The organism is Virgisporangium aliadipatigenens (assembly GCF_016863615.1).
GTDB classification, from domain to species: domain Bacteria; phylum Actinomycetota; class Actinomycetes; order Mycobacteriales; family Micromonosporaceae; genus Virgisporangium; species Virgisporangium aliadipatigenens.
Map to the genome: position 1 here is coordinate 26,751 of NZ_BOPF01000023.1, position 21,516 is coordinate 48,266.

At 72.0% G+C, this 21,516-nt stretch carries 18 protein-coding genes; 4 read left to right on the top strand and 14 right to left on the bottom strand.

Annotated features, from left to right (window positions below; genetic code table 11):
- The first annotated feature begins 130 nt into the window (after positions 1-130).
- Both Val02_RS28560 and Val02_RS28565 read left to right on the top strand, forming a co-directional pair.
- Positions 131-2,428 carry a putative bifunctional diguanylate cyclase/phosphodiesterase gene (locus Val02_RS28560; RefSeq protein ID WP_203902337.1) on the top strand — a complete coding sequence of 766 codons (2,298 nt, stop codon included), beginning with the start codon at positions 131-133 and terminating at the stop codon, positions 2,426-2,428.
- Positions 2,425-4,716 (top strand): putative bifunctional diguanylate cyclase/phosphodiesterase, encoded by a 2,292-nt coding sequence (locus Val02_RS28565; protein WP_203902338.1) that lies wholly within the window; start codon positions 2,425-2,427, stop codon positions 4,714-4,716. The genes Val02_RS28560 and Val02_RS28565 overlap by 4 nt, the downstream gene beginning before the upstream one ends.
- Here the strand turns inward: Val02_RS28565 and Val02_RS28570 are convergent.
- The 3 genes from Val02_RS28570 to prmC all read right to left on the bottom strand — a co-directional run bounded on the left by Val02_RS28570 (position 4,691) and on the right by prmC (position 6,907).
- On the bottom strand, positions 4,691-5,281 hold the full coding sequence (locus tag Val02_RS28570; RefSeq protein ID WP_373317960.1) for an arsenate reductase/protein-tyrosine-phosphatase family protein: 591 nt from the start codon (positions 5,279-5,281) through the stop codon (positions 4,691-4,693). The genes Val02_RS28565 and Val02_RS28570 overlap by 26 nt on opposite strands.
- Before the next feature lie 97 nt (positions 5,282-5,378).
- Positions 5,379-6,020 carry an L-threonylcarbamoyladenylate synthase gene (locus Val02_RS28575; protein ID WP_203902454.1) on the bottom strand — a complete coding sequence of 214 codons (642 nt, stop codon included), beginning with the start codon at positions 6,018-6,020 and terminating at the stop codon, positions 5,379-5,381.
- A 65-nt stretch (positions 6,021-6,085) separates the two neighbouring features.
- Positions 6,086-6,907, bottom strand: a complete 822-nt coding sequence (gene prmC / locus Val02_RS28580; RefSeq protein WP_203902455.1) for a peptide chain release factor N(5)-glutamine methyltransferase — start codon at positions 6,905-6,907, stop codon at positions 6,086-6,088.
- A 147-nt stretch (positions 6,908-7,054) separates the two neighbouring features.
- Here prmC and Val02_RS28585 point away from each other — a divergent pair, with 147 nt between their 5' ends.
- On the top strand, positions 7,055-8,602 hold the full coding sequence (locus Val02_RS28585) for a GGDEF domain-containing protein (RefSeq protein WP_239153401.1): 1,548 nt from the start codon (positions 7,055-7,057) through the stop codon (positions 8,600-8,602).
- Here the strand turns inward: Val02_RS28585 and Val02_RS28590 are convergent.
- From Val02_RS28590 to thrB, 6 genes are all read right to left on the bottom strand, one after another.
- Positions 8,599-10,890 (bottom strand): putative bifunctional diguanylate cyclase/phosphodiesterase, encoded by a 2,292-nt coding sequence (locus Val02_RS28590; protein WP_203902340.1) that lies wholly within the window; start codon positions 10,888-10,890, stop codon positions 8,599-8,601. The two genes, Val02_RS28585 and Val02_RS28590, sit on opposite strands and share 4 nt — an antisense overlap.
- A gap of 110 nt (positions 10,891-11,000) precedes the next feature.
- Complete coding sequence (locus tag Val02_RS28595; protein WP_203902341.1) at positions 11,001-11,222, bottom strand: hypothetical protein; 222 nt, start codon at positions 11,220-11,222, stop codon at positions 11,001-11,003.
- A gap of 100 nt (positions 11,223-11,322) precedes the next feature.
- Positions 11,323-12,411 (bottom strand): peptide chain release factor 1, encoded by a 1,089-nt coding sequence (gene prfA / locus Val02_RS28600; protein ID WP_203902342.1) that lies wholly within the window; start codon positions 12,409-12,411, stop codon positions 11,323-11,325.
- A 94-nt stretch (positions 12,412-12,505) separates the two neighbouring features.
- The gene (gene rpmE / locus Val02_RS28605; RefSeq protein ID WP_203902343.1) at positions 12,506-12,736 is read right to left on the bottom strand and encodes a 50S ribosomal protein L31; all 231 of its coding nucleotides are present in this window, start codon (positions 12,734-12,736) and stop codon (positions 12,506-12,508) included.
- 159 nt (positions 12,737-12,895) lie between these two features.
- Complete coding sequence (gene rho / locus Val02_RS28610; protein ID WP_203902344.1) at positions 12,896-15,016, bottom strand: transcription termination factor Rho; 2,121 nt, start codon at positions 15,014-15,016, stop codon at positions 12,896-12,898.
- Positions 15,017-15,310: 294 nt separating this feature from the next.
- Positions 15,311-16,252 carry a homoserine kinase gene (gene thrB, locus Val02_RS28615; RefSeq protein WP_203902345.1) on the bottom strand — a complete coding sequence of 314 codons (942 nt, stop codon included), beginning with the start codon at positions 16,250-16,252 and terminating at the stop codon, positions 15,311-15,313.
- Between the two features lie 75 nt (positions 16,253-16,327).
- Between thrB and Val02_RS28620 the strand changes: the two genes are divergently transcribed.
- Positions 16,328-16,855 carry a hypothetical protein gene (locus tag Val02_RS28620; protein WP_203902346.1) on the top strand — a complete coding sequence of 176 codons (528 nt, stop codon included), beginning with the start codon at positions 16,328-16,330 and terminating at the stop codon, positions 16,853-16,855.
- On the opposite strand, the gene Val02_RS28625 is transcribed toward Val02_RS28620, so the two are convergent.
- The 5 genes from Val02_RS28625 to Val02_RS28645 are packed head-to-tail and all read right to left on the bottom strand — an operon-like array spanning position 16,819 to position 21,514.
- Positions 16,819-17,028 carry a type II toxin-antitoxin system antitoxin gene (locus Val02_RS28625; RefSeq protein WP_203902474.1) on the bottom strand — a complete coding sequence of 70 codons (210 nt, stop codon included), beginning with the start codon at positions 17,026-17,028 and terminating at the stop codon, positions 16,819-16,821. The genes Val02_RS28620 and Val02_RS28625 overlap by 37 nt on opposite strands.
- Position 17,029: 1 nt before the next feature.
- Positions 17,030-17,902: an SPFH domain-containing protein gene (locus Val02_RS28630; RefSeq protein WP_203902347.1), complete on the bottom strand. Its 873-nt coding sequence runs from the start codon at positions 17,900-17,902 to the stop codon at positions 17,030-17,032.
- Between the two features lie 27 nt (positions 17,903-17,929).
- Complete coding sequence (locus Val02_RS28635) at positions 17,930-19,162, bottom strand: MFS transporter (RefSeq protein ID WP_203902348.1); 1,233 nt, start codon at positions 19,160-19,162, stop codon at positions 17,930-17,932.
- Between the two features lie 10 nt (positions 19,163-19,172).
- Positions 19,173-20,222, bottom strand: coding sequence for a threonine synthase (gene thrC, locus Val02_RS28640; protein WP_203902457.1), 1,050 nt, complete (start codon positions 20,220-20,222; stop codon positions 19,173-19,175).
- A complete protein-coding gene (locus Val02_RS28645) occupies positions 20,222-21,514 on the bottom strand; it encodes a homoserine dehydrogenase (RefSeq protein WP_203902349.1) in 1,293 nt (430 codons plus the stop codon). Before Val02_RS28645 ends, thrC begins: the two co-directional genes overlap by 1 nt.
- Positions 21,515-21,516 lie beyond the last annotated feature (2 nt).

A 21,516-nucleotide genomic window follows, 5' to 3' on the forward strand; every position in this document is an offset into this window, starting at 1 on the left:
CAGACGACGCCGCGCCATCCCGCCGCGCGCTCGAACAGCGCGGGCCGCGCGTCGTGCGAATCGCCTGTGGTCGGCCTCAAGGGCGGTACCGCGGTGCCGATCTTCCGGACAGACGTCGGGAGGAGGGTACGTGGGGCGCATTCCCGTCGCGGCACGGCCGGATCCCGTGCTCACCGGACTCGCCGCCCTGGTCGTGCTGTACGGCGCGTGGTGCCTGAGCGACCTCGGCGGTTCGGACGTGAGATCGCACGTCCTGCTGCCGATCCAGGTCGTGTGCGACGCGATCTTCACCGTCCTCGCGTTCCGCGTCTCGGCGCTGCCCGGGCACGACACGCCGACCCGGCGGTTCTGGCGGGTGCTGAGCGTCGCCGGGATCTGGTTCGCGTTCGGGGACCTGCTGGGTGCGGTGCGGACGTTCCTCTACACGACGCCGCCGACGCTGGAGAACTCGCCGTTGCGGGCGGCGTTCTTCTTCGGCGGGGTCGTGCCGATCGTGGTCACGATCCTGCGGCATCCGGGTCCGCCGCGCACCGGCGCCGAGCGGTTGCGGTTCTGGCTGGACTGCGCGGCGTTCCTGCTGGCGGGTGGGCTGTTGGCGCAGTCCGTGGCCGGCCTGCCCATCGGGGCCGGGCGCCGCGAGATGATCACCGGGCTTCTCGCCGCGGCGCTCGTCCTTGTCGCGACGTTCGCGGTGATCAAGCTTGTGCTCAGTGGAACGGCACCGATCACGCGCCGCGCCGCGGCTCCCCTGTTCGGCGCGCTGGCCGTGATGGGGATCGGGCTCGCCTACCGCACCAGCGGCCTCGGCACGGCCGACGACCCCGTGTCGCTCGTGTTGCGGCTGATGCCGACGGTGCTGCTGGTCGCCGCGCCGCGGATCCAGGGGCTGCAACTACGGGCCGATCCCGGCGCGCTCGACCGGGCGTACCAGGCCAAGAGCCTGCTCCCCGCGACCAGCGTCATCGTCGTGGGGTCGATGTTCTTCCTGCTGCCCGACGACCCGGACCCGCAGCAGATCGTGCTCCTCGCCGGCGTTCCCGTCGTCGCGGTGCTGGCGATCGCCCGCTACCTGCTCGCCGAACGGGACAGCAGCGCCGTCATCAAGCGCCTCGACGCCACCCTCGACGAGTTGCGCGGCCGCGAGGGCGAACTGCGCGAGCAGTCCACGCACGACCCGCTGACCGGCCTGCTCAACCGGGCCGGCTTCGTCGAGCACTCGGCCCGACGCGAACGCGACGCGCTGCTCCTCGTCGACGTCGACGACTTCAAGACCGTCAACGACACCCTCGGGCACGGCGTCGGCGACGCACTCCTGCGCGTCGTCGCCGAACGCCTGCGCGCCATCACCCGCGCCGACGACCTCGTGGCCCGCATCGGCGCGGACGAGTTCGCCCTGCTGGCCGGCGACCTGACCGACGAGGAGACCGAGCACCTCGCCGAACGCGTTCTCGCCGACCTCGCCCACCCGGTGCGCGTCGGCGACCACGAACTCGCCGTGCGCGCCTCGGTCGGCATCGCGACCTCGTGCCACGCCGGTTCGACGGACGCGCTGATCCGCAACGCCGACATCGCCCTGTACGCCGCCAAGGACCGCGGCAAGGGCATGTTCCAGCGCTACCTGCCGGAGATGGGCGAACGGATCGTGGAGGCGGCCCGCCTGTCGAGGCACCTGCGCGAGGCGATCGGCACCGACCAGTTCCACCTGCTCTATCAACCGATCGTGGACCTCGACACGGGCCGGATCCGCGGCGTGGAGACGCTCGTGCGCTGGGTCCATCCCGAACGCGGCCCGGTCTCGCCCGCGGAGTTCATTCCGGTCGCCGAGAACACCGGCCTGATCGTGCCGCTCGGCCGGTGGATCCTCGCCGAGGCGTGCCGGCAGGCGGCCGAGTGGCGGGCGACCGACCCGAACGCCCGCCACCTGACCGTGAGCGTCAACGTCGCCGGCCGGCAGCTGGAGGAACCGGGCTTCGTCGCCGAGGTGACCGGCCTGCTGGACGAGACCGGCCTGCCGCCGGACCGCCTCACCATCGAGGTCACCGAGACGGCCGTGATCGAGGGCGGCGACGTCGTCGACGTCCTGAACGACCTGCGCGCCCTCGGCCTGGGGCTGGCCCTGGACGACTTCGGCACGGCGGCCTCCTCGCTGGGGCTGCTGCTGACCTGCCCGGTGAGCCAGCTGAAGCTGGACCGCTCGTTCGTGGAGGCGGTCACCACCACCGACCGGCAGGCGGCCGTCGCGACGGCGGTGATCCAGATGGCGCGGGCGCTGCGGCTGCGCGCCGTCGCCGAGGGCATCGAGACCACCGAACAGGCGGAGTACCTGCGCCACCTCGGATACCGGCTGGGCCAGGGCTTCCTGTTCGCCCGGCCGCTGCCCCCGGGCGAGATCACGCAGCGCCTCGCGGCCGCCCCGGTGCGGGTATGAGGAGGCCCGATCCGATCCTGCTGGTGCTCGCGGCGTGCACGACGGCGTCGGTCGCCTGGTTCGGTCTCGGCGACGAACACGCGCGGCTGCTCACGGTCTGGCCGCTGCGGGTCGCCTGCGATCTGGCGTTCGTGGTGCTGACCCGCCGGGTCGCCGGCATGGCGGTGCTCGGCCCGGCGACCCGCCGCTTCTGGTGGTCGCTCAGCAGCGCGGGCCTGCTGTTCGGGGTGGGCGACGCCTACCAGGCGGTGCAGATGGTGCGGGCCCCGTCGGCGACGCTGCTCGACGGGACCCAGGTGCAGTGGGCGCTGATCCTCACCGGGATGGCCCAGGTGGTGCTGACGATGCTGCGCCACCCGTCGCCGAAACGCACCTTCGGCGAGTGGCTGCGGTTCGGGCTGGACGCGGCCGGGTTCCTCATGGCGGGCGGGCTGCTCGTGTGGTCGCTGGCCTCGCTGCCGGGTGTCCTCGACGAGGAGGACGTCCTCAGCGTGGCGGGCGCGGGGGCGCTGCTGCTCGTGGCGGCGTTCGCCACGGTGAAGCTGATCCTGAGCGGCAACGCGCCGATCAGCCGGGTCGCCGCGGTTCCCGGGCTGCTGGCCGCCGGGCTGGCGTTCACCACGCTGGTGCTGGACATCCTCGAGCGCTCGCCCGGCACGTCGGCGGCCGGGATGGCGCTGTGCGTCGGGCCGGCGGTGCTGATGGCGTTCGTGCCCCGGGTGCAGGAACTGCAGCTGCGGGCCGACGCGTCGGCGGTGTCCCGGCCGTACTTCGGGCAGAGCCTGATCCCGCTGACCGGATGCGCGACGGTGCTGGTGCAGGCGTCGATGGCGCTGCCCCGGCCGACGCTGCGGGACCTGGTGCTGGTGCTCGGCGTCGTCGCCGTGTCGGTCGTCATGGTCACCCGGCAGGAGCTGAACACCCGCGACAACATCGGTGTCATCAAGCGCCTCGACACGACCCTGCTGGAACTGCGCGGCCGCGAACGCGACCTGCAGCAGCAGGCGGCGCGGGACCCGCTGACCGGCCTGTTCAACCGGGCCGGCTTCGCCGCGGAGGCGCAGCGCGTCCTCGCCGACGAGGCACACGACCGGGGCTGCGCGCTCATGCTCATCGACCTGGACGACTTCAAGACGGTGAACGACACCCGCGGCCACCCGTTCGGCGACGCGCTGCTGGCCTCCGTGGCCGAACGCCTGCGCCGCACGGTGCGCCCGCTGGATCTGGTGGCCCGCCTCGGCGGTGACGAGTTCGCGATCCTCGCCTGCGACCTGACGGCGGAGGCGGCCGACGCCCTGGCCGAACGCCTGCTCGTCGAGCTCACCGTCCCGCTGGCCGTCGACGGACACGCCCTGGTGGTGCGCGCCTCGGTCGGCGTCGCGCACGGCACGCCCGAGGCCGGCATGGACGAGATGATCCGGGACGCCGACATCGCCATGTACGCCGCGAAGGACCGGGGCAAGGGCACGTTCCGCCGCTACCACCCGGAGATGGGCGAACAGCTCGTCGAACGCGCGCACCTCGGCGCGGAGCTGGAGAAGGCGATCGGCACCGATCAGATCCGGCTGCTCTACCAGCCGATCGTGGACCTGGTGACGGGCCGCATGACCGGCGTGGAGGCGCTGACCCGCTGGCACCACCCCGAACGCGGCCCCGTCTCGCCGGCGGAGTTCATCCCGATCGCGGAGTACACCGGGCTGATCGTGCCGCTGGGCCGGTGGATCCTGGCCGAGGCGTGCCGGCAGGCGGCGGCGTGGCGGGACGCGTTCGACGAGGCCGCCGACCTGGTGGTGAACGTCAACGTCGCCGGCCGCCAGCTGATGGAGCCGGGGTTCGTGGACGAGGTGGCGGGTGTGCTGCGGCGCACCGGCCTGCCGGCGCGGCAGCTGACGGTGGAGGTGACCGAGACGGCGGTGCTCCGCGGCGAGGTGACGGACGTGCTGCAGCGGCTGCGCGATCTCGGCGTGGGGCTGGCGCTGGACGACTTCGGCACGGCGGCGTCGTCGCTGGGGCTGCTGCTGACCTGTCCGGTGAGCGTGTTGAAGCTGGACCGGTCGTTCGTGGAGGGGGTCACGACGGCGGACCGGCAGTCGGCCGTGGCGACGGCGGTGATCCAGATGGCGGCGGCGTTGAAGCTGCGCGCGGTCGCCGAGGGCATCGAGACCGTCGAACAGGCGAGCTACCTGCGCCGGCTCGGGTACCGCTACGGGCAGGGCTTCCTGTTCGCCAGGCCGCTGCCGGTGGACGAGGTCGCCGGCTGGTTCAGGGAGACAGAAGCGCGCGTGTGAGCGGGCCGACGGTGGCCTCGATCTCGTCGGCGACGCGGGAGAAGTAGCTGTCGCCGCGCCCCCACGGGTCGTCGAGATCGTCCTGCGGCAGCGGCGGCCGGTCGCCGCGCAGCTTCGCGACGGCCTCGACGAGCGCGACCCCGCGGGCCTCCACGGCCTCGGCCGTCGGCGCGAACGCCGGCAGCGGGTCGAGGTCGACGTCGCGCAGCAGCCGCCCGAACTCCCCCAGCACGAAGGTGCGCGCGGCGGCGTCGGGCCGCATCTCCTGCGCGAACTCCCGCTGTTCCCCCGTGGCGGTGAGGATCAGGTCGGACGCCTCGATGAGGTCGGACGCGAGCTTCCGCGCCGCGAACCGCTCCGCGTCCCCACCCCGCGCCCGGACCTGACGGGCGGCCGACGGATCCATGCCCGACCCGACGTGCCACCCCCCGGTACCGGCCCCGTGCACGAGCAGCAGTTCGGACGCGAGATCCCCGACGAGCTCCCGCGCGGCAAGGACGGTGAGCCGCTCCGCCATCGGCGACCGGCAGATGTTCCCCATGCACACATGCAAGATCCCGAACAACGCTAGATCCGCGCGATCTTGCAGTTGTGGTGGGCGCGAATCACCGCAGATTCGGGCACGCCGGGCGCCACAACTGCAAGATCGCCGTAGCAGCGGCTCACTCCGGGACCTCGATGTCCGGGGCCACCTCGCGGAGCTTCTCCAGCGGGATCGCCCCGGCCCGGACCAGCTTCGGACGGGTCTGGGTGACGTCGATGATGGTGCTCGCCACCGGGTCGGGCGTCTCGCCGGCCTCCAGGTACACGCTCACCCCGTACCCGAACTGCTCGCGCGCCTGGTCGGCGGTCAGCGCCGGCGGCTGGCCGTGCTTGTTGGCGCTGGAGACCCCCATCGGGCCGGTCTGGCGCAGCACCTCCAGCGCGACGGGGTGCAGCGGCATCCGCACGCCGACGGTGCCGCCGGACTCGCCGAGGTCCCACTGGAGGCTGGCGGCGTGCTCGACGATGATCGTCAGCCCGCCCGGCCAGAAGGCCTCCATCAGGTCGCGGGCCACCGCCGGCAGGCCGTAGACCAGGCCGTCGACCGTCTGGCGGGAGCCGACGAGCACGGGCACTGGCTGGGTGCGGTCGCGACCCTTCGCGTTTTGCAGGGCGGTGATCGCCCAGGACTTGAAGGCGTCCGCGCCGATCCCGTAGACGGTGTCGGTCGGCATCACGATCAGGTCACCGCGCTGGACCGCCTCGACGGCCGCGGTGATCCCCCGCTCCCTCTCCTCCAATTTGGAGCAGTCGTAGAGCATCATCTATCCACTCCTGTTCGCGACTGCGGTCCTCGCAAGCTGCGGTCCTCGCGCTTCACGGTCAATCAGTCTCCCAGACGCACCGCGGTCGCGAATCGCGGGCGTCCGACCAGGTCCGTGTGGGTGACGATCCGGTCGAACCGGCACCCGGCCCGCAGCAGGTCGACCACGCCGGCGGCGTGCGTCTCGTCGTGCTCCAACGCGAGGGTGCCGCCGGCTCTCAGCAGCCCGGCGGCCCGTGCGGCGATGCCGCGGATCACGTCGAGCCCGTCCGTTCCGCCGAACACCGCCACCGCCGGATCATGCGCGGCGACCTCCGGCGGAACCGGAGTCCCGTCCGGCACATACGGTGGGTTACACAGCACGAGGTCGACCGTTCCGTCGACGGCGCACAGGATGTCCGGGTCGGTGGCGTCCCCAGGGACGACCGTTATCGACGTGCCTTCCGAGTTGCGTCGCAGCCACCCGAGCGCGGCGTCGTCGCGTTCGACGGCGTACACGCGGGCGGTGCTCCGTTCGTGCGCGACGGAACGGGCGATCGCCCCGGAACCGCTGCACAGGTCCACGACGACCGGTGCGTCGAGGCCGGCGACGGCGGCCAGTCCGAGATCGACGAGCATCTCCGTCTCCGGCCGGGGCACGAACACCCCGGGGCCGACGGCGAGTTCGACGTACCGGAACGGCGCCCGCCCCGTGATGTGCTGCAACGGCTCGTGCCCGGCACGGCGTTTCAGCAGTGTTTCCAACCGCTCTACCTGTGACAAAGTGAGCCCCGTCACGCTGTGGAGTCGGGTTCGCGGGACATCAAGGACAAACGCCACAAGTTCCTGGGCATCGACGCCAGCCGACGGCAGATTGGCACCGGACAAAACGGAAGTCGCGTTCATGATTGCCCGGCGCAGTGAAATTAACCGATTCGGTGACGTGTCGGCAGACACAGAAGACACCCCATAATCATGGTGCATCGTCGCTTCTCAGGTGGCGGTGCCCGCCTGCTCCTCAGCGCGCGGCCTTGCGAAAGGTGGTGTGTACCGGTGACGCCCGCCCTCGACGGCCGACCCGGCCTGACCCGACCCGACACCCTCCTGTCCAGTGTGGAGGGGATGCTGTTCGACGACCGGGCCGAGGAGGCGCTGGCGGTCAGCCGCCGGCTGGTGCACGCCGACGACCTTCGCGTGCGGGTGGACGCCCGGATCTTCGGTCTCGTGGCACTGATCAACCTCGACCGTGCCGACGAGTACGCCGCCGCCGTCGACGCCGCGTTCGAAGCGGCCCGCCAGTATCCCGAGCCCGGTCGCTACGGCCGGCTGCACGCGCTCGCCGCCGTCACCGCGTACCGGTTCGGCTCGCTGGAGCGCTGCGTCACGCACATGGTCCGCAGCGCCCAGGCGTTGAACGCCGTCGAGCTGACCGACTCGATGGCCGCCTGGGGCTGGCACAACCTCGCCATCGCCTACTCGTACACCGGCTTCCACGGCTACGCCCTGTCCGCCATCGAGAAGGCCCGCGAGGTCGCCGACGCGATCGGCCTGCCCGCCTCCGACTTCGTCTCGCCCGGCATCCGCCTGCGGCTCGCGCTCTCCCTGGACCAGCGCGGCGACACCGACGGCTGCCAGCGCATCCTGCGCGACCTGGTGCAGGACGCCAAGCAGAAGATCGCCGACGGGGTGTTCGACAAGATCCGGCCGATCAACCGGACCAACTACGGCTACGCCGCCGCCCGCCTGGCCGCCCTGGGATTCCGCCGCGCCGCGGAGGGTGTCGACTGCCGTGCGCTCCTGGGCAACGGCACGTCGCGCCGCGCCGCTGACCTCCGTTCCCTCGGAGCGGTCTGCCTGGCGATCGCCGCGGGGCGCCCGATCGAGGCCGCGGCGCGACTGGAGAGCGTGATCGTCTCCGACGAGACGCTCGGGGCGGCCGAGGCGCCGCGCCTGCGCGCGCTGGCCTACCTGGCGACCGGCGACCACGCGGCGGCGTACGCGGCGGACCGGCAGGCCTTCCGGGTCGCCTGCGCCGGTATGGAACGCCTCCACGACCTCTTCATCGACGGCATGGCCGCCCGCCTCGACCACGAGGACCTGCACCGCCGCGTGCAGCTGTACGAGGGCGAGGCCAACACCGACCCGCTCACCGGCCTGCCCAACCGCCGCTATCTCGAGCGGTACGTCGCCGACCTGGTCGGCCACGGCAAGTCCGCGATCCTCGGCGTGTGCGACCTCGACGGCTTCAAGACCGTCAACACCGTCCACGGCCACCTCTCCGGCGACCTGGTGCTGCAGCGCGTCGCCGGCATCCTCAACCGCGTCATGCGCAAGGGCGACTTCGTGGCCCGCTACGGCGGCGACGAGTTCGTGGTGCTGCTGCCGACGACGTCCCGCGCCGAGGCGCACGAGATCGCGCGCCGCATCGTCGGGGCCGTCAAGGGCGAGGACTGGCAGGCGCTGGTCCCGGGCACGCCGATCAGCGTCACGATCGGCTGGGCCGGGGTGGGCGGCGACGGCGGGTTCACCACGGTGCAGGAGGCGTTCGAGGCCGCCGATCACGCCATGCTCGCCGCCAAGACCCGCCCGCGCGCCAGCTAGACGCCGAGCGGTTCGACCCTCGGGGGGACCACCGGGGGCAGGTGCGGCCAGGCCTCGATGCTGGCGCCGATCAGTTCGTCCACGCGCTCCGGCGGGAGCGGCGCGGCGAAGTGGTAGCCCTGGGCGTTCCGGCAGCCGAGCAGGGTCAGCTCCGTCGCCTGCGCCGGCAGCTCGATCCCCTCCGCGATCGTCTCCAGCCGCAGCACCTGCGCCAGCCGGATCACCGCCTCCGCGACCGCCGAGCCCTCGGCCTCGCCGTTCAGCTCCGCGACGAAACAGCGGTCGAGCTTGAGCACGTCCACCGGCAGGCGGGTCAGGTGGCGCAGCGATGAGTAGCCCGTGCCGAAGTCGTCGAGGGCGATCCGCGCACCCGCCGCGCGCAGCGCGGCAAGGTGCGGCGCCGCCGACTCGTCGTCCGCGACCGCGCTCTCCGGGATCTCCACCACGAGATGCCTCGGGTCGAACCCGGTGCGCGCCAACACCTCCGTCACCTCGGCCGCGAGCGCCGGCCGTTCCAGCTGGTGCGCGGACAGGTTGACGCTCAGCTGCAGCGCCCGCCCCTCGGGCAGCCGCTGCTGCCACCGGCGCACCTGCCGGGTCGCCTGGTCGAGCACGCTCATGCCGAGCGCGTGCACCACACCGGCCTCCTCGGCCAACGGGATGAACGTCGACGGCGGCACCGGGCCGCGCACCGGATGTTCCCAGCGGGCCAGGGCCTCGACGGCGACGAGGTCGCCGCTGCGCAGGTCCACGATCGGCTGGTACACCACGGAGATCTGCCCTGCCTCGACGTCCACCACGAGGTCGGCACGCAGTTCGTCGTCGCCGGCGCCGTCGACGCCCCACAGCTGCCAGCCGTGCGTCTGGTTCCGCTTGGCCGCGTACATCGCCTGGTCGGCCCGGTGCAGGAGTTCGTTCGTCGGGACCGGGCGCTCGGGGTCGGCGACCGCGATGCCGACGCTGGCCCGGATCCGGTGCGTCCGGCCGGCGATCGTGACCGGACGGCCGGACTCGGCGAGGACGCGCTCGGCGACGGCCACCGCCTCGTGGATCCCGGTGAGATCGGCCAGCACGACGGCGAACTCGTCGCCGCCGAGCCGCGCCGGCAGGTCGTTCGGGCGCACCGAGCGCCGCAGCGCCGCCCCGAACGCCACGAGCATCTCGTCGCCCGCCTCGTGCCCGAACGCGTCGTTCATCTGCTTGAAGCCGTCCAGGTCGATGAGCAGCACGCCGAGCCGCCGTCCGGTCCGGGCGCAGCGGGCGGCGGCCCGATCGAGCGAGGAACGCAGCCGGGTCCGGTTCGCCAGCCGCGTCAAACTGTCCGTGACGACCAGCTCGTGGTTCTCGCGCAGGGCGATCACCTGCCGCGCCGCCACCCCGAACGTCATCACGACACTGCCCACGACGAGCCCGATCCACACGACGGACCCGCTGCGGACGGCGGCGACGGCGAGGAGCGCGTAGCCGAGGAGCAGCGCCAGGTACGGCAACGCCGCGTAGCGCGGCAGCGCGCGACGGCGCCGCCCGGCGAGAACGGCGACCCGGCACCGCTCGACGGCGGCGAGCATCATCAGCGCCGGCGCGACGAAGTTGGCGAGGGCGGCGGCCTCCGGAACGGCCCCTTCGCGCAGCCCGTGCACCAGCGCGAAGCCGAGCACGAGATCGGCGACGAGGTTGACCACGACACCGGCGAGCAGCAGAACCAGCGGCCGCGCCACCCCCGAGGAGCCGCGCATGAGCACGAGGCACGCGCCGAGCAGCAGCACGAGGTCGACGACGGCGAACGTCATCGCCACCGACGTGCGCGGGTCGAAGTGGTGATGGTGCCGCAAGGCCGGGGCGACGAGCACGTACCAGAGCACCATGAGCCCGCCGCCGACGACGGTGACGCTGTCGAGGACGAGTTTGCGCCGCGCGGCACCGCTCAACGGTTCACTCAGGAACGCCAGCAGCCCCCACACCAGCGCGCCGGTGAGCGTGAGCCGCAGGAGCACACCGACGGCGAGCCCGACCGATATCGTGTACTGCCCGTCGACCCTGCTCGCCCCGAAGGCCGCCGCCATCGGCGTCATGAGCGCGAAGACGACGGCGATGTAGCGCCACGGGCGGCGTTCGGCGGGAGACAGTGCGGGGTGCCGCGCGGCGCGGATCGCGTACGCCAGTCCCACGGCCGCGGTGCCGACGTACAGCAGCCCGAGCACGGGATCGCCGGGCGTACCCGGCAACGCGTGGACGGCGAGCCCCGCCGCCACGATCAGGTACGGCCAGCGCCGGAGCTCCGTCAACACCGTTCACCTCCCCGGTACCGGTGTTTGATCGGTCCGGACCGGTGGCACTTGAGTGCATCCAGAGGTCGGGTTGCGCCGCCCTTGAGGCGGCAGTGGTCGGGATCGGCGGGCTAGATGCCGCGGCGGACCGCCGGCTCGGACAGCAGGCGGGCGACCTCGGCACGCTCGGCGGCGCGCTCCCGGTCCTCGCAGACGGCCGCCCAGGCGTTCTCCCGCGCGGTAGCGACCTTGTCGACGCCGATGACGGTGCAGCCCACCCGGTAGATGAGGTCGGCCGCGGTGGCCACGACGGCACGGGGGGCGTCACTCAGCACGAGAGTTGAGGGTTTCATGACCCCGCCTTTCGGGTAGACAGCCGCGCCAACGTTATCGTCCGGCCCATCGTGCGCGCCGCACGTTTCGCCAGGATGACGTGGGAGTCACACTCGGTGGCTACTGCCGGGTCAGTTGGTTCTCGCCCTCGAGGCGTGCCTTGCGGTCGGCCTCGGTCAGCGCGTCGAGCACCCCGTCGAGATCCCCCTGGAGCGAAAGATCCAGGTTGTAGGCGGTGTATCCGATCCGGTGATCGCTGATCCGGTTCTGCGGGAAGTTGTACGTGCGGATCCGCTCCGAACGGTCGACGGTGCGCACCTGCGACCGCCGCGCGTCCGAGGCGGCGGCCGCGGCCTGCTCCTCGGCGAGCTGCGCCAGGCGGGCCCGCAGCATGCGCATCGCCCGGTCCTTGTTCTGCAGCTGCGAACGCTCGTTCTGGCAGGAGACCACGATCCCGGTCGGCATGTGCGTGATGCGCACCGCAGAGTCGGTCGTGTTCACGCTCTGCCCACCCGGCCCCGAGGAACGGAACACGTCGATGCGCAGGTCCTTCTCCTCGATCTGGACCTCGGTCTCCTCGGCCTCCGGCACGACCAGCACACCGGCCGCGCTGGTGTGCACGCGGCCCTGCGACTCGGTGGCCGGCACGCGCTGCACCCGGTGCACGCCGCCCTCCCACTTCAGCCGCGACCAGACCCCGTACCCCCCGTCGGGAACGCCCTTCGTCTTCACCGCCACGGAGACATCCTTCAACCCGCCGAGGTCGGACTCCTGGGAGTCGAGCACCTCGGTGGCCCAGCCGCGGCGTTCGGCGTAGCGCATGTACATGCGGAACAGGTCGGCCGCGAAGAGCGCGGACTCCTCGCCGCCCTCGCCGGCCTTGATCTCCAGGATCACGTCCTTGCCGTCGTTGGGGTCGCGGGGCGCGAGCAGTTCCGCCAGGCGCTCCTCGATCTCCGGGATGCGCGACTCGAGGTCGGTCGCCTCGGCCGCGAACGCCGCGTCCTCGGCCGCCAGCTCCCGTGCCGCCTCGAGGTCCTCGCGGAGCTGGCCCAGCTCGGTGGAGGTCTTCCAGATCGGCGTCAGCTCGGCGAAGCGCCGCCCCACCCTGCGGGCCTCCGTCTGGTCGGCGTGGATCGCCGGGTCGGCGAGCCGCTTCTCCAGCTCGGCGTACTCCTCGAGCAGCGTGGACAGGCGATCGGAACTCATGGCGGACACTCCCCTGATCGAAAGAAACGCGCAGAAACGACTCCGGCGCCCACCACCCCCGGTGAACGGGGGCGACGGGCGCCGGGCGGGGAAGCTACTTGTCGCCGGTCTTCTTCGCCTGGACCTTGGCGTACTTCTGCTGGAACTTGGCCACGCGGCCGGCGGTGTCGAGCACGCGCTGCTTACCGGTGTAGAACGGGTGGCACACGTTGCACGTCTCGACGTGGATGCTGCCGTTCTTCGCGGTGCTGCGCGTGGTGAAGGTGTTGCCGCAGGAGCAGGTGACCTCGGTGGTCACGTACTCCGGGTGGATACCCTGCTTCATTGCTGTCCTCTTCTCGTAAGTCGCCGGGTCGCCGTCAACACCGCCGCATCCTCAGTGCGCACGGCTCGGGCGTGAACCGGAACCTGTCTGGCCGACGAACCAGTCTGCCAGACGCTCCAAGCGCCTGGCGGACCGGTCTATTCCCGTCGGGTCCGGTGGCTACTCCTGGCCCGGCGTGGTCTGCGCGATCTGCATCAGGAACTCGATGTTGGTGCGGGTCTTCTTCAGCCGCTCCAACAGCAGGTTGAGCCCCTCCTGCGAGTCGAGCGCGTGCAGCACCCGGCGCAGCTTGTGCACGATCGCCAACTCGTCCGGCGCCAGCAGGATCTCTTCCTTGCGGGTGCCCGACGGGTCGAGGTCGATGGCCGGGAACACCCGCTTGTCCGCGATCTTGCGGTCGAGCTTGAGCTCCGCGTTACCCGTCCCCTTGAACTCCTCGAAGATGACCGTGTCCATCGTCGAACCGGTCTCCACCAGGGCGGTGGCGAGGATCGTCAGGGAGCCGCCGTTTTCGATGTTGCGGGCGGCGCCGAGGAACCGCTTCGGCGGGTACAGGGCCGTCGAGTCCACACCACCGGTGAGGATGCGCCCGCTGACCTTGGCCGTCAGGTTGTACGCCCGGCCCAGCCGCGTGATCGAGTCGAGCAGCACGACGACGTCGTGGCCCAGCTCCACCAGCCGCTTGGCGCGTTCGACGGCGAGCTCGGCGACCTTGGTGTGGTCCTCCGGCTTCCGGTCGAACGTCGACGCGATCACCTCGCCCTTCACCGACCGCTGCATGTCGGTGACCTCTTCGGGCCGCTCGTCCACGAGCACGACCATCAGGTGGCACTCGGGGTTGTTGCGGGTGATGGCGTTGGCGATGGCCTGCAGCACCATCGTCTTGCCGGCCTTCGGCGGCGACACGATGAGCGCACGCTGCCCCTTGCCGATCGGCATCACGAGGTCGATCACGCGGGTGGTGAGGATGTGCGGCTCGGTCTCGAGGCGCAGCCGCTCCTGCGGGTACAGCGGCGTCAGCTTGTAGAACTCCGGCCGGCGCTTGGCCTCGTCGGGGTCCATGCCGTTGATCGTGTCGAGGCGGACCAGCGGGTTGTACTTGTCGCGCCGCTGCTCGCCGTCGCGCACCTGCTTGACGGCACCGGTGACGGCGTCGCCCTCGCGCAGGCCGTAGCGCTTGACCTGGGCCAGCGAGACGTAGACGTCGTTGGGGCCGGCGAGGTAGCCGGTCGTGCGGATGAACGCGTAGCTGTCGACGATGTCGAGGATGCCGGCGACCGGCACCAGCACGTCGTCCTCGGCGACCTGCGGCTCGTTGCCCTCGCGGCCACCGCCGCCGCTCTCGCCGCGCTCGTTGCGGCCCCGGCGACGGTCCCGGAAACGGCTGCGCCGGCCGCGGCGGCCGCCCTCGCCGTCGTCGTCACCGTCGGCGTCCGCGTTGGCGCCGCGCTGGGCGTTGTCCCCGCGGGGGCTGCCGTCGCGCTGCTCGTTGCGGTCGCCGCGGTCACCACGGTCGCCCCGCTCACCGCGCTCGTTGCGGTCGCGCCGCTCGCCGCGCTCCTCGCGGTCGCCACGGTCGTTGCGGTCGCCGCGCTCGGCCCGCTCCTCGCGGTCGTTGCGGTCGGCCTGGTCGCCACGGTCGCCGCGGTCGTTGCGCTCCGTGCGCTCCTGCCGCTCGCCACGGTCCCGGCCGGCGCGCTCCCGGCGCTGGTTGCGCTCCGGGCGCTCGGCCCGCTCGGTGCGCTCCGGGCTCTCGGTACGCTCGGCGGCCTCGGCACGGCCGGTGGACTGCTCGGCGGCCTCCGGCGCGGGGGTGTCCAGCGCCAGCTGCTCCGCGGCCACCTCGACGGGCTTGACCTCGGTGGCGTTGCGCGGCTCCGGCGGGCCGGCGGCGCGGGTGGCGCGGCGCGGACGCTCCGCGGCGACCGGCGCCGAAGCGGCCGGAACCTCGACCACCTGCGCGGTGTCGGCCACGTCGGCACGCACCTCGGACCGGGGGGTGTCGAGGGCAGCGACGTCGTTGCGGGCGGCGTTGGCGCCCTGGCGCTCCTGGATGGCCGCGATCAGCTCGCCCTTGCGCATGCGGGCCGTGCCCGAGATGCCGAGCGATGCCGCCATGCCCTGCAACTCCGGCAGCAGCATGGACGTCAACCCGCCACCGGTACGCCGCCGGCGGGTGGTCCGCTCGGCACCGGCCGCCGCGACGGCCTCGCCGCCGTTGGCATCGGCGGCCACGCCGCCGCTGGTCACGTCTTCCGTGACCTCGGTGGTGTCGCTCAATGGATTCCTTCCCTCGTAAGGTGCGGGCCCGTCCGGATATGAAATGCCGGTCGGGAAGATCCCGCGGTACCCGCCCGGCCCAACGGCACGACGGGCGTAGTTGCAGCCGACTGATGTGCAGCCGACGGCCGACCCGGAATGCCTCCAGCCCGTGCGACCTCACCGTGCGCGGTGCGAATGCGAATAGCGCCGGGCGGGTGAGCCGAAAAATTCTGGGGGTGCCAGGAGAAATTCGGGGTAGCCTGCCCCGCTCGCTATCGCCGCGCGTAGCGGATGCTGCGGTCTAGAGCGTAATCAACTCTCACGACCAGCGGCAACAGGGTCCCGCTCGGCGTGTCCCATGGTACCCGCCACAATCGACGCACCCGCATCCGCCACACCCAATTTCCACACCTTCCACGTGTCCCCCACGTCGGGAAGCGCGCCGTCCCCGACGACGAACGCCAGCACGGTCGGCCCGGCGCCGCTCACCACCGCCGGAACGCCCGCCGCGCGCAGCGTCGCGACCAGTTCGGCGGTGTGCGGCATGCCCGGGGCGCGATAGTCCTGGTGGAGCCGGTCCTCGGTGGCGGTCAGGAGCAGCGCGGGGTCGCTGGTGACGGCGTGTACCAGCAGGGCGGCCCGCCCGGCGTTGAACGCCGCGTCGCCGTGCGGGACGCGTTCGGGGAGGGCGGCGCGGGCCTCGGCGGTCAGGCCGCGGGTCGCGGGCACATATACGACAGGACGGATCGACGGGTGCGGATCGAGCCGGACGGCCCTGCCCTCGCCGTTCTCGGTCCAGGCGATCGTGAAGCCGCCGAGCAGGCAGGGCGCGACATTGTCGGGGTGCCCCTCGAGCGCGCTGGCGAGGGCGAGCACCGCCGGGTCGGGCAGGCGTCGCGCGCCGTCCACCACCAGTTCACGCGCCAGCAGGAGTCCGGCGACGATCGCCGCGGACGATGAACCCATGCCGCGCGCCTGCGGAATGGCGTTCGCACAGGAAAGCTCGAGACCCGGAAGCGGCTCGGACAGCGCGTCGAACGCGGCGCGCATCGCACGGACCACCAGATGGTCGTCCCCGGTGGGCAGCTGGCCGGCGCCCTCGCCGGTCACCTCGACCACGACGTCGCCGGGCGCCACCCGGGCGGTGACCTCGTCGTACCGGTCCAGGGCGAGGCCGAGCGAGTCGAAACCGGGACCGAGATTCGCGCTGGTCGCCGGCACGCGGACCCGCACGGAAGTGGAGAGGAGCGCCATGTCCGGGGATGTTATTCCCCGGTGCCGGCAGGCTACGGTGAGCCGGCCGATTCCGGGACGTCGGGGAGCCGCCACATGCCGTGGGCACTGATCACGATCGAGGCACTGATGGTGCTGGTGGCGCTCGTGGGCGGCATCTCCACACTGGTGCGGGCGAAGGGGCTCGGCACCACGACCGCCGCGCTGCTCGGCGTGGGCTGCCTGCTGTTGATATCGGTGGCCGCGTTCGACCTGTACTTCTGGCTGGTCGTCTTCCAGGACACGGCCGATGACGGCGCCGAGAGCGTCGAGCGGCTGGCCAACGTCGGCACGCTGGCGAGCGGCATCCTCATGGCCATCGGCGTCGCGCTGATCCTGACCGGGGCGCACACCGGCCGCAGCGCACCGGAGCCGGCCGTCGCGTACCCGATGTCGCCGCCGGTGCCGCCGGTCGACCAGCCAGTGCCGCCGCCGGCGGGCGCACCGGCTACCGGCGGTTGGACGCCGCCCCGCCAGACCCAGTCCAGCGAGTGGGGCGTGATGTCCGGGGTCTGGTCGATCCCGCGGGGGACGTTCGACGATCCGCCTCAGTCCGGGCCGTCGTCCGACTCGGCGCCGCGCTGATCCCCCTCCTCCTCCTTGGGGGAACGGGGTGGGCGCCCGGCCGCCTTCAGCGCCAGCCGCAGGGCGTACTCGATCTGCGAGTTGACGCTGCGCAGGTCGTCGCCCGCCCACCGGGCCACCGCCTCGTAGACGGCCGGGTCGAGCCGGAGCAGCAGTTTCTTGCGCTCCGCCATCTCAGCCGTAGAGCGTTCCGGCGTTGACCACGGGCTGTGCGGAACGGTCGCCGCAGAGCACGACCAGCAGGTTGGAGACCATCTGCGCCTTGCGCTCCTCGTCGAGTTCGACCACGGCCTCGTCGCGGAGGCGTTCGAGGGCGTTGGAGACCATGCCGACGGCGCCTTCCACGATCTTGAACCGGGCCGACACGACGGCGTTCGCCTGTTGCCTGGCCAGCATGGCGTGTGCGATCTCGGGGGCGTACGCCAGGTGGGTGATGCGCGACTCGAGCACCTCGACGCCGGCCAGCGTGACCCGTTCGCGCAGCTCGTTGGTGAGCTCCTCGCTGACCACGTTGCCCTCGCGCAGGCTGGCCCGGCCGCTCTCGTGGGCGTCGTACGGGTAGCTGGTGGCCAGGTGCCGCACGGCCGCCTCGGACTGCACGGCGACGTAGTCCGCATGGTCGGCGACCCCGAACGACGCCTTGTACGTGTCCGTCACCCGCCACACCACGACGCACGCGATCTCCACGGGATTGCCGTCGGCGTCGGAGACCTTCAGGCGGTCGGTCTCGAAGTTGTGCACCCGCTGGGAGAGCTTCTTCTTCATGGTCAGCGGCAGCGTGCAGTGGAAGCCGGGCTCGGTGATCGTGCCGACGTAGCGGCCGAAGAACTGGATCACGCGCGCCTCGTTGGGGTTGACCACGGTGAGGCCGGAACCGATCACGGCCGCGACGATCGCCGCCAGCGGCAGCACGAGGATGGTGCCGAGCACCCGTTCCTCCACGGTGAGGCCGGTCAGCATGGGCGGGATCGCGCCACCCAGCGCCACCAGCACCACCATCAACAGCACGACCGGAAAGCCCGAGACTCTGGACGCGTTCCTGACCATGACATCCTCCCCGCTAGCAAAGTGATATCACGATGCTAGCGGAGCGGTATCTCTTCGCGCCATCACGAATGTCGTCACCGTCCGCCATACGACTCCGTACACGAGCGTCACCGCCCCGGAGACCGCCACCACGACCTGCGGCTCGACGCTGTCGACGACCAGACCCGCGACGAGCTGGCTCAATGCGACGGCGAGCGTCGCGATCATCATGTCCGTGGCGAACACCCGCCCACGCAACGCGTCCGGCACCTCGGCCTGCAGGGCGAAGTTCGACATGACCCAGTTGGCGCCGCCGGCCAGGTGCGCCACGAGCACCAGCGGCAGCGCCACCACCAGCAACGTCGTGAGCGACACGCCCAGGTACGCGAGCCCGTAGACGCCCATCGAGACGGCCAGCCCCGGCAGCAGCCAGCGCGGCCGCTTCAGCACGAACCGGAACAGCAGCGGCCCGATCACCGCACCCGCGCCGCGGACCGCGAAGAGCATGCCGGTGCCCATCTCGCCCACCCGGTACACCTGCGTGGACAGCAGCGGGAACGCCACCAGAACGCCGTTGCCCAGCCCGACCGCCGACTTCACGGTCACCAGGGCCGCCACGCGGGGCCGGCGCCCGATGTAGGCGAGTGCCTCGCGCAGGGCCCGGAACGCGTGCGGCGCCGGCCCCGCCGGCCGCGGCTGCTGCATCGGCCGGCGGATCCCCCAGGTGAACGCCGCCGCCACGATCAGGCACGCGAGCGTCACGAGGAAGCAGACGTACGGGCCGACGAGGCTGGCCATCACCCCGCCGAGCGAGGCGCCGACGACGAGCATCGTGCCCCAGACCGAACCGGCGATCGCGTTGGCCGTGGGGAGGTCTTCCTCGTCGACGAGGTTCGGCAGGGCGGAGGTGGCCGCCGGATTGTGGAACGCCTTGGCGATCCCGAACACGGCCACGGCCGCCACGGCGATCCATGCCGTGCCGGCCGAACGGACCAGGAGCAGTGCGGCGACGGCGCAGATGCCCACGACGTTCGCCGAAATCATGATCTTGCGGCGGTCGAGGCGGTCGGCCACCGTTCCCGTGTAGGGAAGCAGGAGGGCGATCAGGCCGACGTCGGCGGCGAGCACCAGCCCGCCCCAGAAGCCGCTTCCGGTCAGCTCCGGCAGGAGCGTGACCAGCGGGATCAGGACGAACCAGTCCCCGCCGGCGAGGACGAGGTCGGCGATCAGCAGGCGGCGGAAGTCCTTGTTGCGGGTAAGGAGTGCAGCGGTCGACGACACCTGACAGACATTAGGCCAGGTCGAGTGCCCTCGCCGCGGTCAGGACGTCGGCCTGGATGGTCACCGGCGCGGGCGCCGTGGAGATCGCCCACTCCGGGTCCTTCAGGCCGTGGCCCGTGACCGTGCAGACGATCCGCGAACCCGGCGGGAGCAGCCCCTCGTCCGAGGCCTGCAACAGGCCGGCGACGCTCGCCGCGCTGCCCAGCTCCACGAAGGCGCCGACGGTGCGGGCCAGCAGCCGGTACGCGCTCAGGATCTCCCGGTCGGTGACGGCGCGGATCTGCCCGCCCGACTCGTCACGGGCGTCGATCGCACGGGTCCACGAGGCGGGATTGCCGATCCGGATGGCGGTCGCGATGGTCGACGGCTCCTCGACCACGTGCCCCTTCACGATCGGCGCCGCGCCACTCGCCTGGAACCCGAACATCTTCGGCAGCCGCGTCGCGTTGCCCGCGGCGAGATCCTCCTTGTAGCCCATCCAGTAGGCGGTGATGTTGCCCGCGTTGCCGACCGGCAGGCAGTGGATGTCCGGGGCGTCGCCGAGCGCCTCGACGATCTCGAACGCCGCCGTCTTCTGCCCGTGCAGCCGGAACTCGTTGACGGAGTTGACCAGCGCCACCGGATAGTCGACGGAGAGCTTGGACGCGAGCGCGAGACAGTCGTCGAAGTTGCCGGAGACCTGGAGCAGGCGCGCGCCGTGCACCAGCGCCTGCGCCAGCTTCCCCAGCGCGATCTTGCCCGTCGGCACCAGAACGGCGCACGTGAGGCCCGCCCGCGCCGCGTAAGCGGCCGCCGACGCCGACGTGTTGCCCGTCGACGCGCAGATGATCGCCTTGTTGCCCGCCTCGACGGCCTTCGACACGGCGACGGTCATCCCGCGGTCCTTGAACGACCCCGTCGGGTTGGCCCCCTCCACCTTCAGGTACACGTCGCAGCCGGTGCGCTGGGACAGCTCCGGCGCCGGCAGCAGGGGCGTGTTGCCCTCGTGCAGCGTCACCACCGGGGTGGCGTCGGAGACCGGTAACCGGTCCCGGTACGCCTCGATCAGGCCTTTCCAGATCATGGTTGGTCTCCCTCGACCCGCAGCACGCTCGCGACGGCCTTCACGGCGTCCAGCGAGCGCAGTTCGGCAACGGTCGCCGCGAGCGCCGCGTCGGGCGCCCGGTGCGTAACGATCACGAGGACGGCGGCGTCACCGCGTCCCGCCTGGTTGACCGTCGCGATGCTGACGCCGTGCCGGGCGAAGACCCCGGCCACCGAGGCGAGCACACCCGCGCGGTCCGCCACGTCCAGGCACACGTGGTATCGCGTGATCTCCTCACCGATCGGCCGGACCCGCAGGTCGGCGTAGGCCGACTCCTTCGCGGCACGGCTGCCGGTGAGCCGGTTGCGTGCGACGGCGACGAGATCGCCGAGCACCGCGCTGGCGGTCGGCGCACCACCGGCACCCCGCCCGTAGAACATGAGCTGCCCGGCCGCCTCCGCCTCGACGTAGACGGCGTTGAACGCGTCCACGACACCCGCCAGCGGATGCGTGCGCGGGATCATCGCCGGGTGCACCCGCACGCTGACCGCGTCGTCGACCCGCGACGCGATGCACAGCAGCTTGATGACGCACCCCATCGCCTTGGCGCTGGCCACGTCCGTGGCCGTCACGTCGGTGATCCCCTCGCGGTGCACGTCGGCGGCGGTCACCCGGGTGTGGAACGCCAGCGACGCCAGGATCGCCGCCTTGGCCGCCGCGTCGAAGCCCTCCACGTCGGCCGTCGGATCGGCCTCGGCGTAGCCGAGCGCGGTCGCCTCCTCCAGCGCCTCGGTGAAGCTCTGCCCGGTGGCGTCCATCGCCGACAGGATGAAGTTGGTGGTGCCGTTGACGATGCCGGTGACGCGGGTGACGCGGTCTCCGTGCAGCGACTCACGCAACGGCCGCAGCAGCGGGATCGCCCCCGCCACGGACGCCTCGTAGAACAGGTCGGCCCCGGACTGCGCGGCGGCGTCGTGCAGCACCGCGCCGTCCTCGGCCAGGAGAGCCTTGTTGGCCGTCACGACGCTCTTGCCCGCGCCGAGCGCCTCCAGCAGCCACGTGCGCGCCGGCTCGATGCCGCCGACGACCTCGATCACCACGTCGACGTCGTCGCGTTTGACCAGCCCCAACGCGTCGGCGGTGAACAGTTTCGGGTCGACCGGCAGGTCGGGGCGTTCGCGGCCGGGGCGGCGCACCGCGATGCCGGCCAACTCCAGGGGGGCACCCACCCGGGCCGTCAGGTCGGCCGCCTGCTCGTGCAGCAGTTGCACCACCGAGGAACCCACGGTGCCGCACCCGAGCAGCGCGATCTTCACCGGATCAGCCACGT

Bases quoted from the DNA above. Each gene is read 5' to 3' on its own strand.
- Val02_RS28565 (WP_203902338.1), top strand. From the start codon at position 2,425: ATGAGGAGGCCCGATCCGATCCTGCTGGTGCTCGCGGCGTGCACGACG.
- Val02_RS28625 (WP_203902474.1), bottom strand. From the start codon at position 17,028: ATGGCGGAGCGCAAGAAACTGCTGCTCCGGCTCGACCCGGCCGTCTAC.
- prmC (WP_203902455.1), bottom strand. From the start codon at position 6,907: ATGAACGCGACTTCCGTTTTGTCCGGTGCCAATCTGCCGTCGGCTGGC.
- thrB (WP_203902345.1), bottom strand. From the start codon at position 16,252: ATGGCGCTCCTCTCCACTTCCGTGCGGGTCCGCGTGCCGGCGACCAGC.
- Val02_RS28595 (WP_203902341.1), bottom strand. From the start codon at position 11,222: ATGAAACCCTCAACTCTCGTGCTGAGTGACGCCCCCCGTGCCGTCGTG.
- rpmE (WP_203902343.1), bottom strand. From the start codon at position 12,736: ATGAAGCAGGGTATCCACCCGGAGTACGTGACCACCGAGGTCACCTGC.
- Val02_RS28630 (WP_203902347.1), bottom strand. From the start codon at position 17,902: ATGGTCAGGAACGCGTCCAGAGTCTCGGGCTTTCCGGTCGTGCTGTTG.
- prfA (WP_203902342.1), bottom strand. From the start codon at position 12,411: ATGAGTTCCGATCGCCTGTCCACGCTGCTCGAGGAGTACGCCGAGCTG.
- Val02_RS28620 (WP_203902346.1), top strand. From the start codon at position 16,328: ATGCCGTGGGCACTGATCACGATCGAGGCACTGATGGTGCTGGTGGCG.
- Val02_RS28575 (WP_203902454.1), bottom strand. From the start codon at position 6,020: ATGCTCTACGACTGCTCCAAATTGGAGGAGAGGGAGCGGGGGATCACC.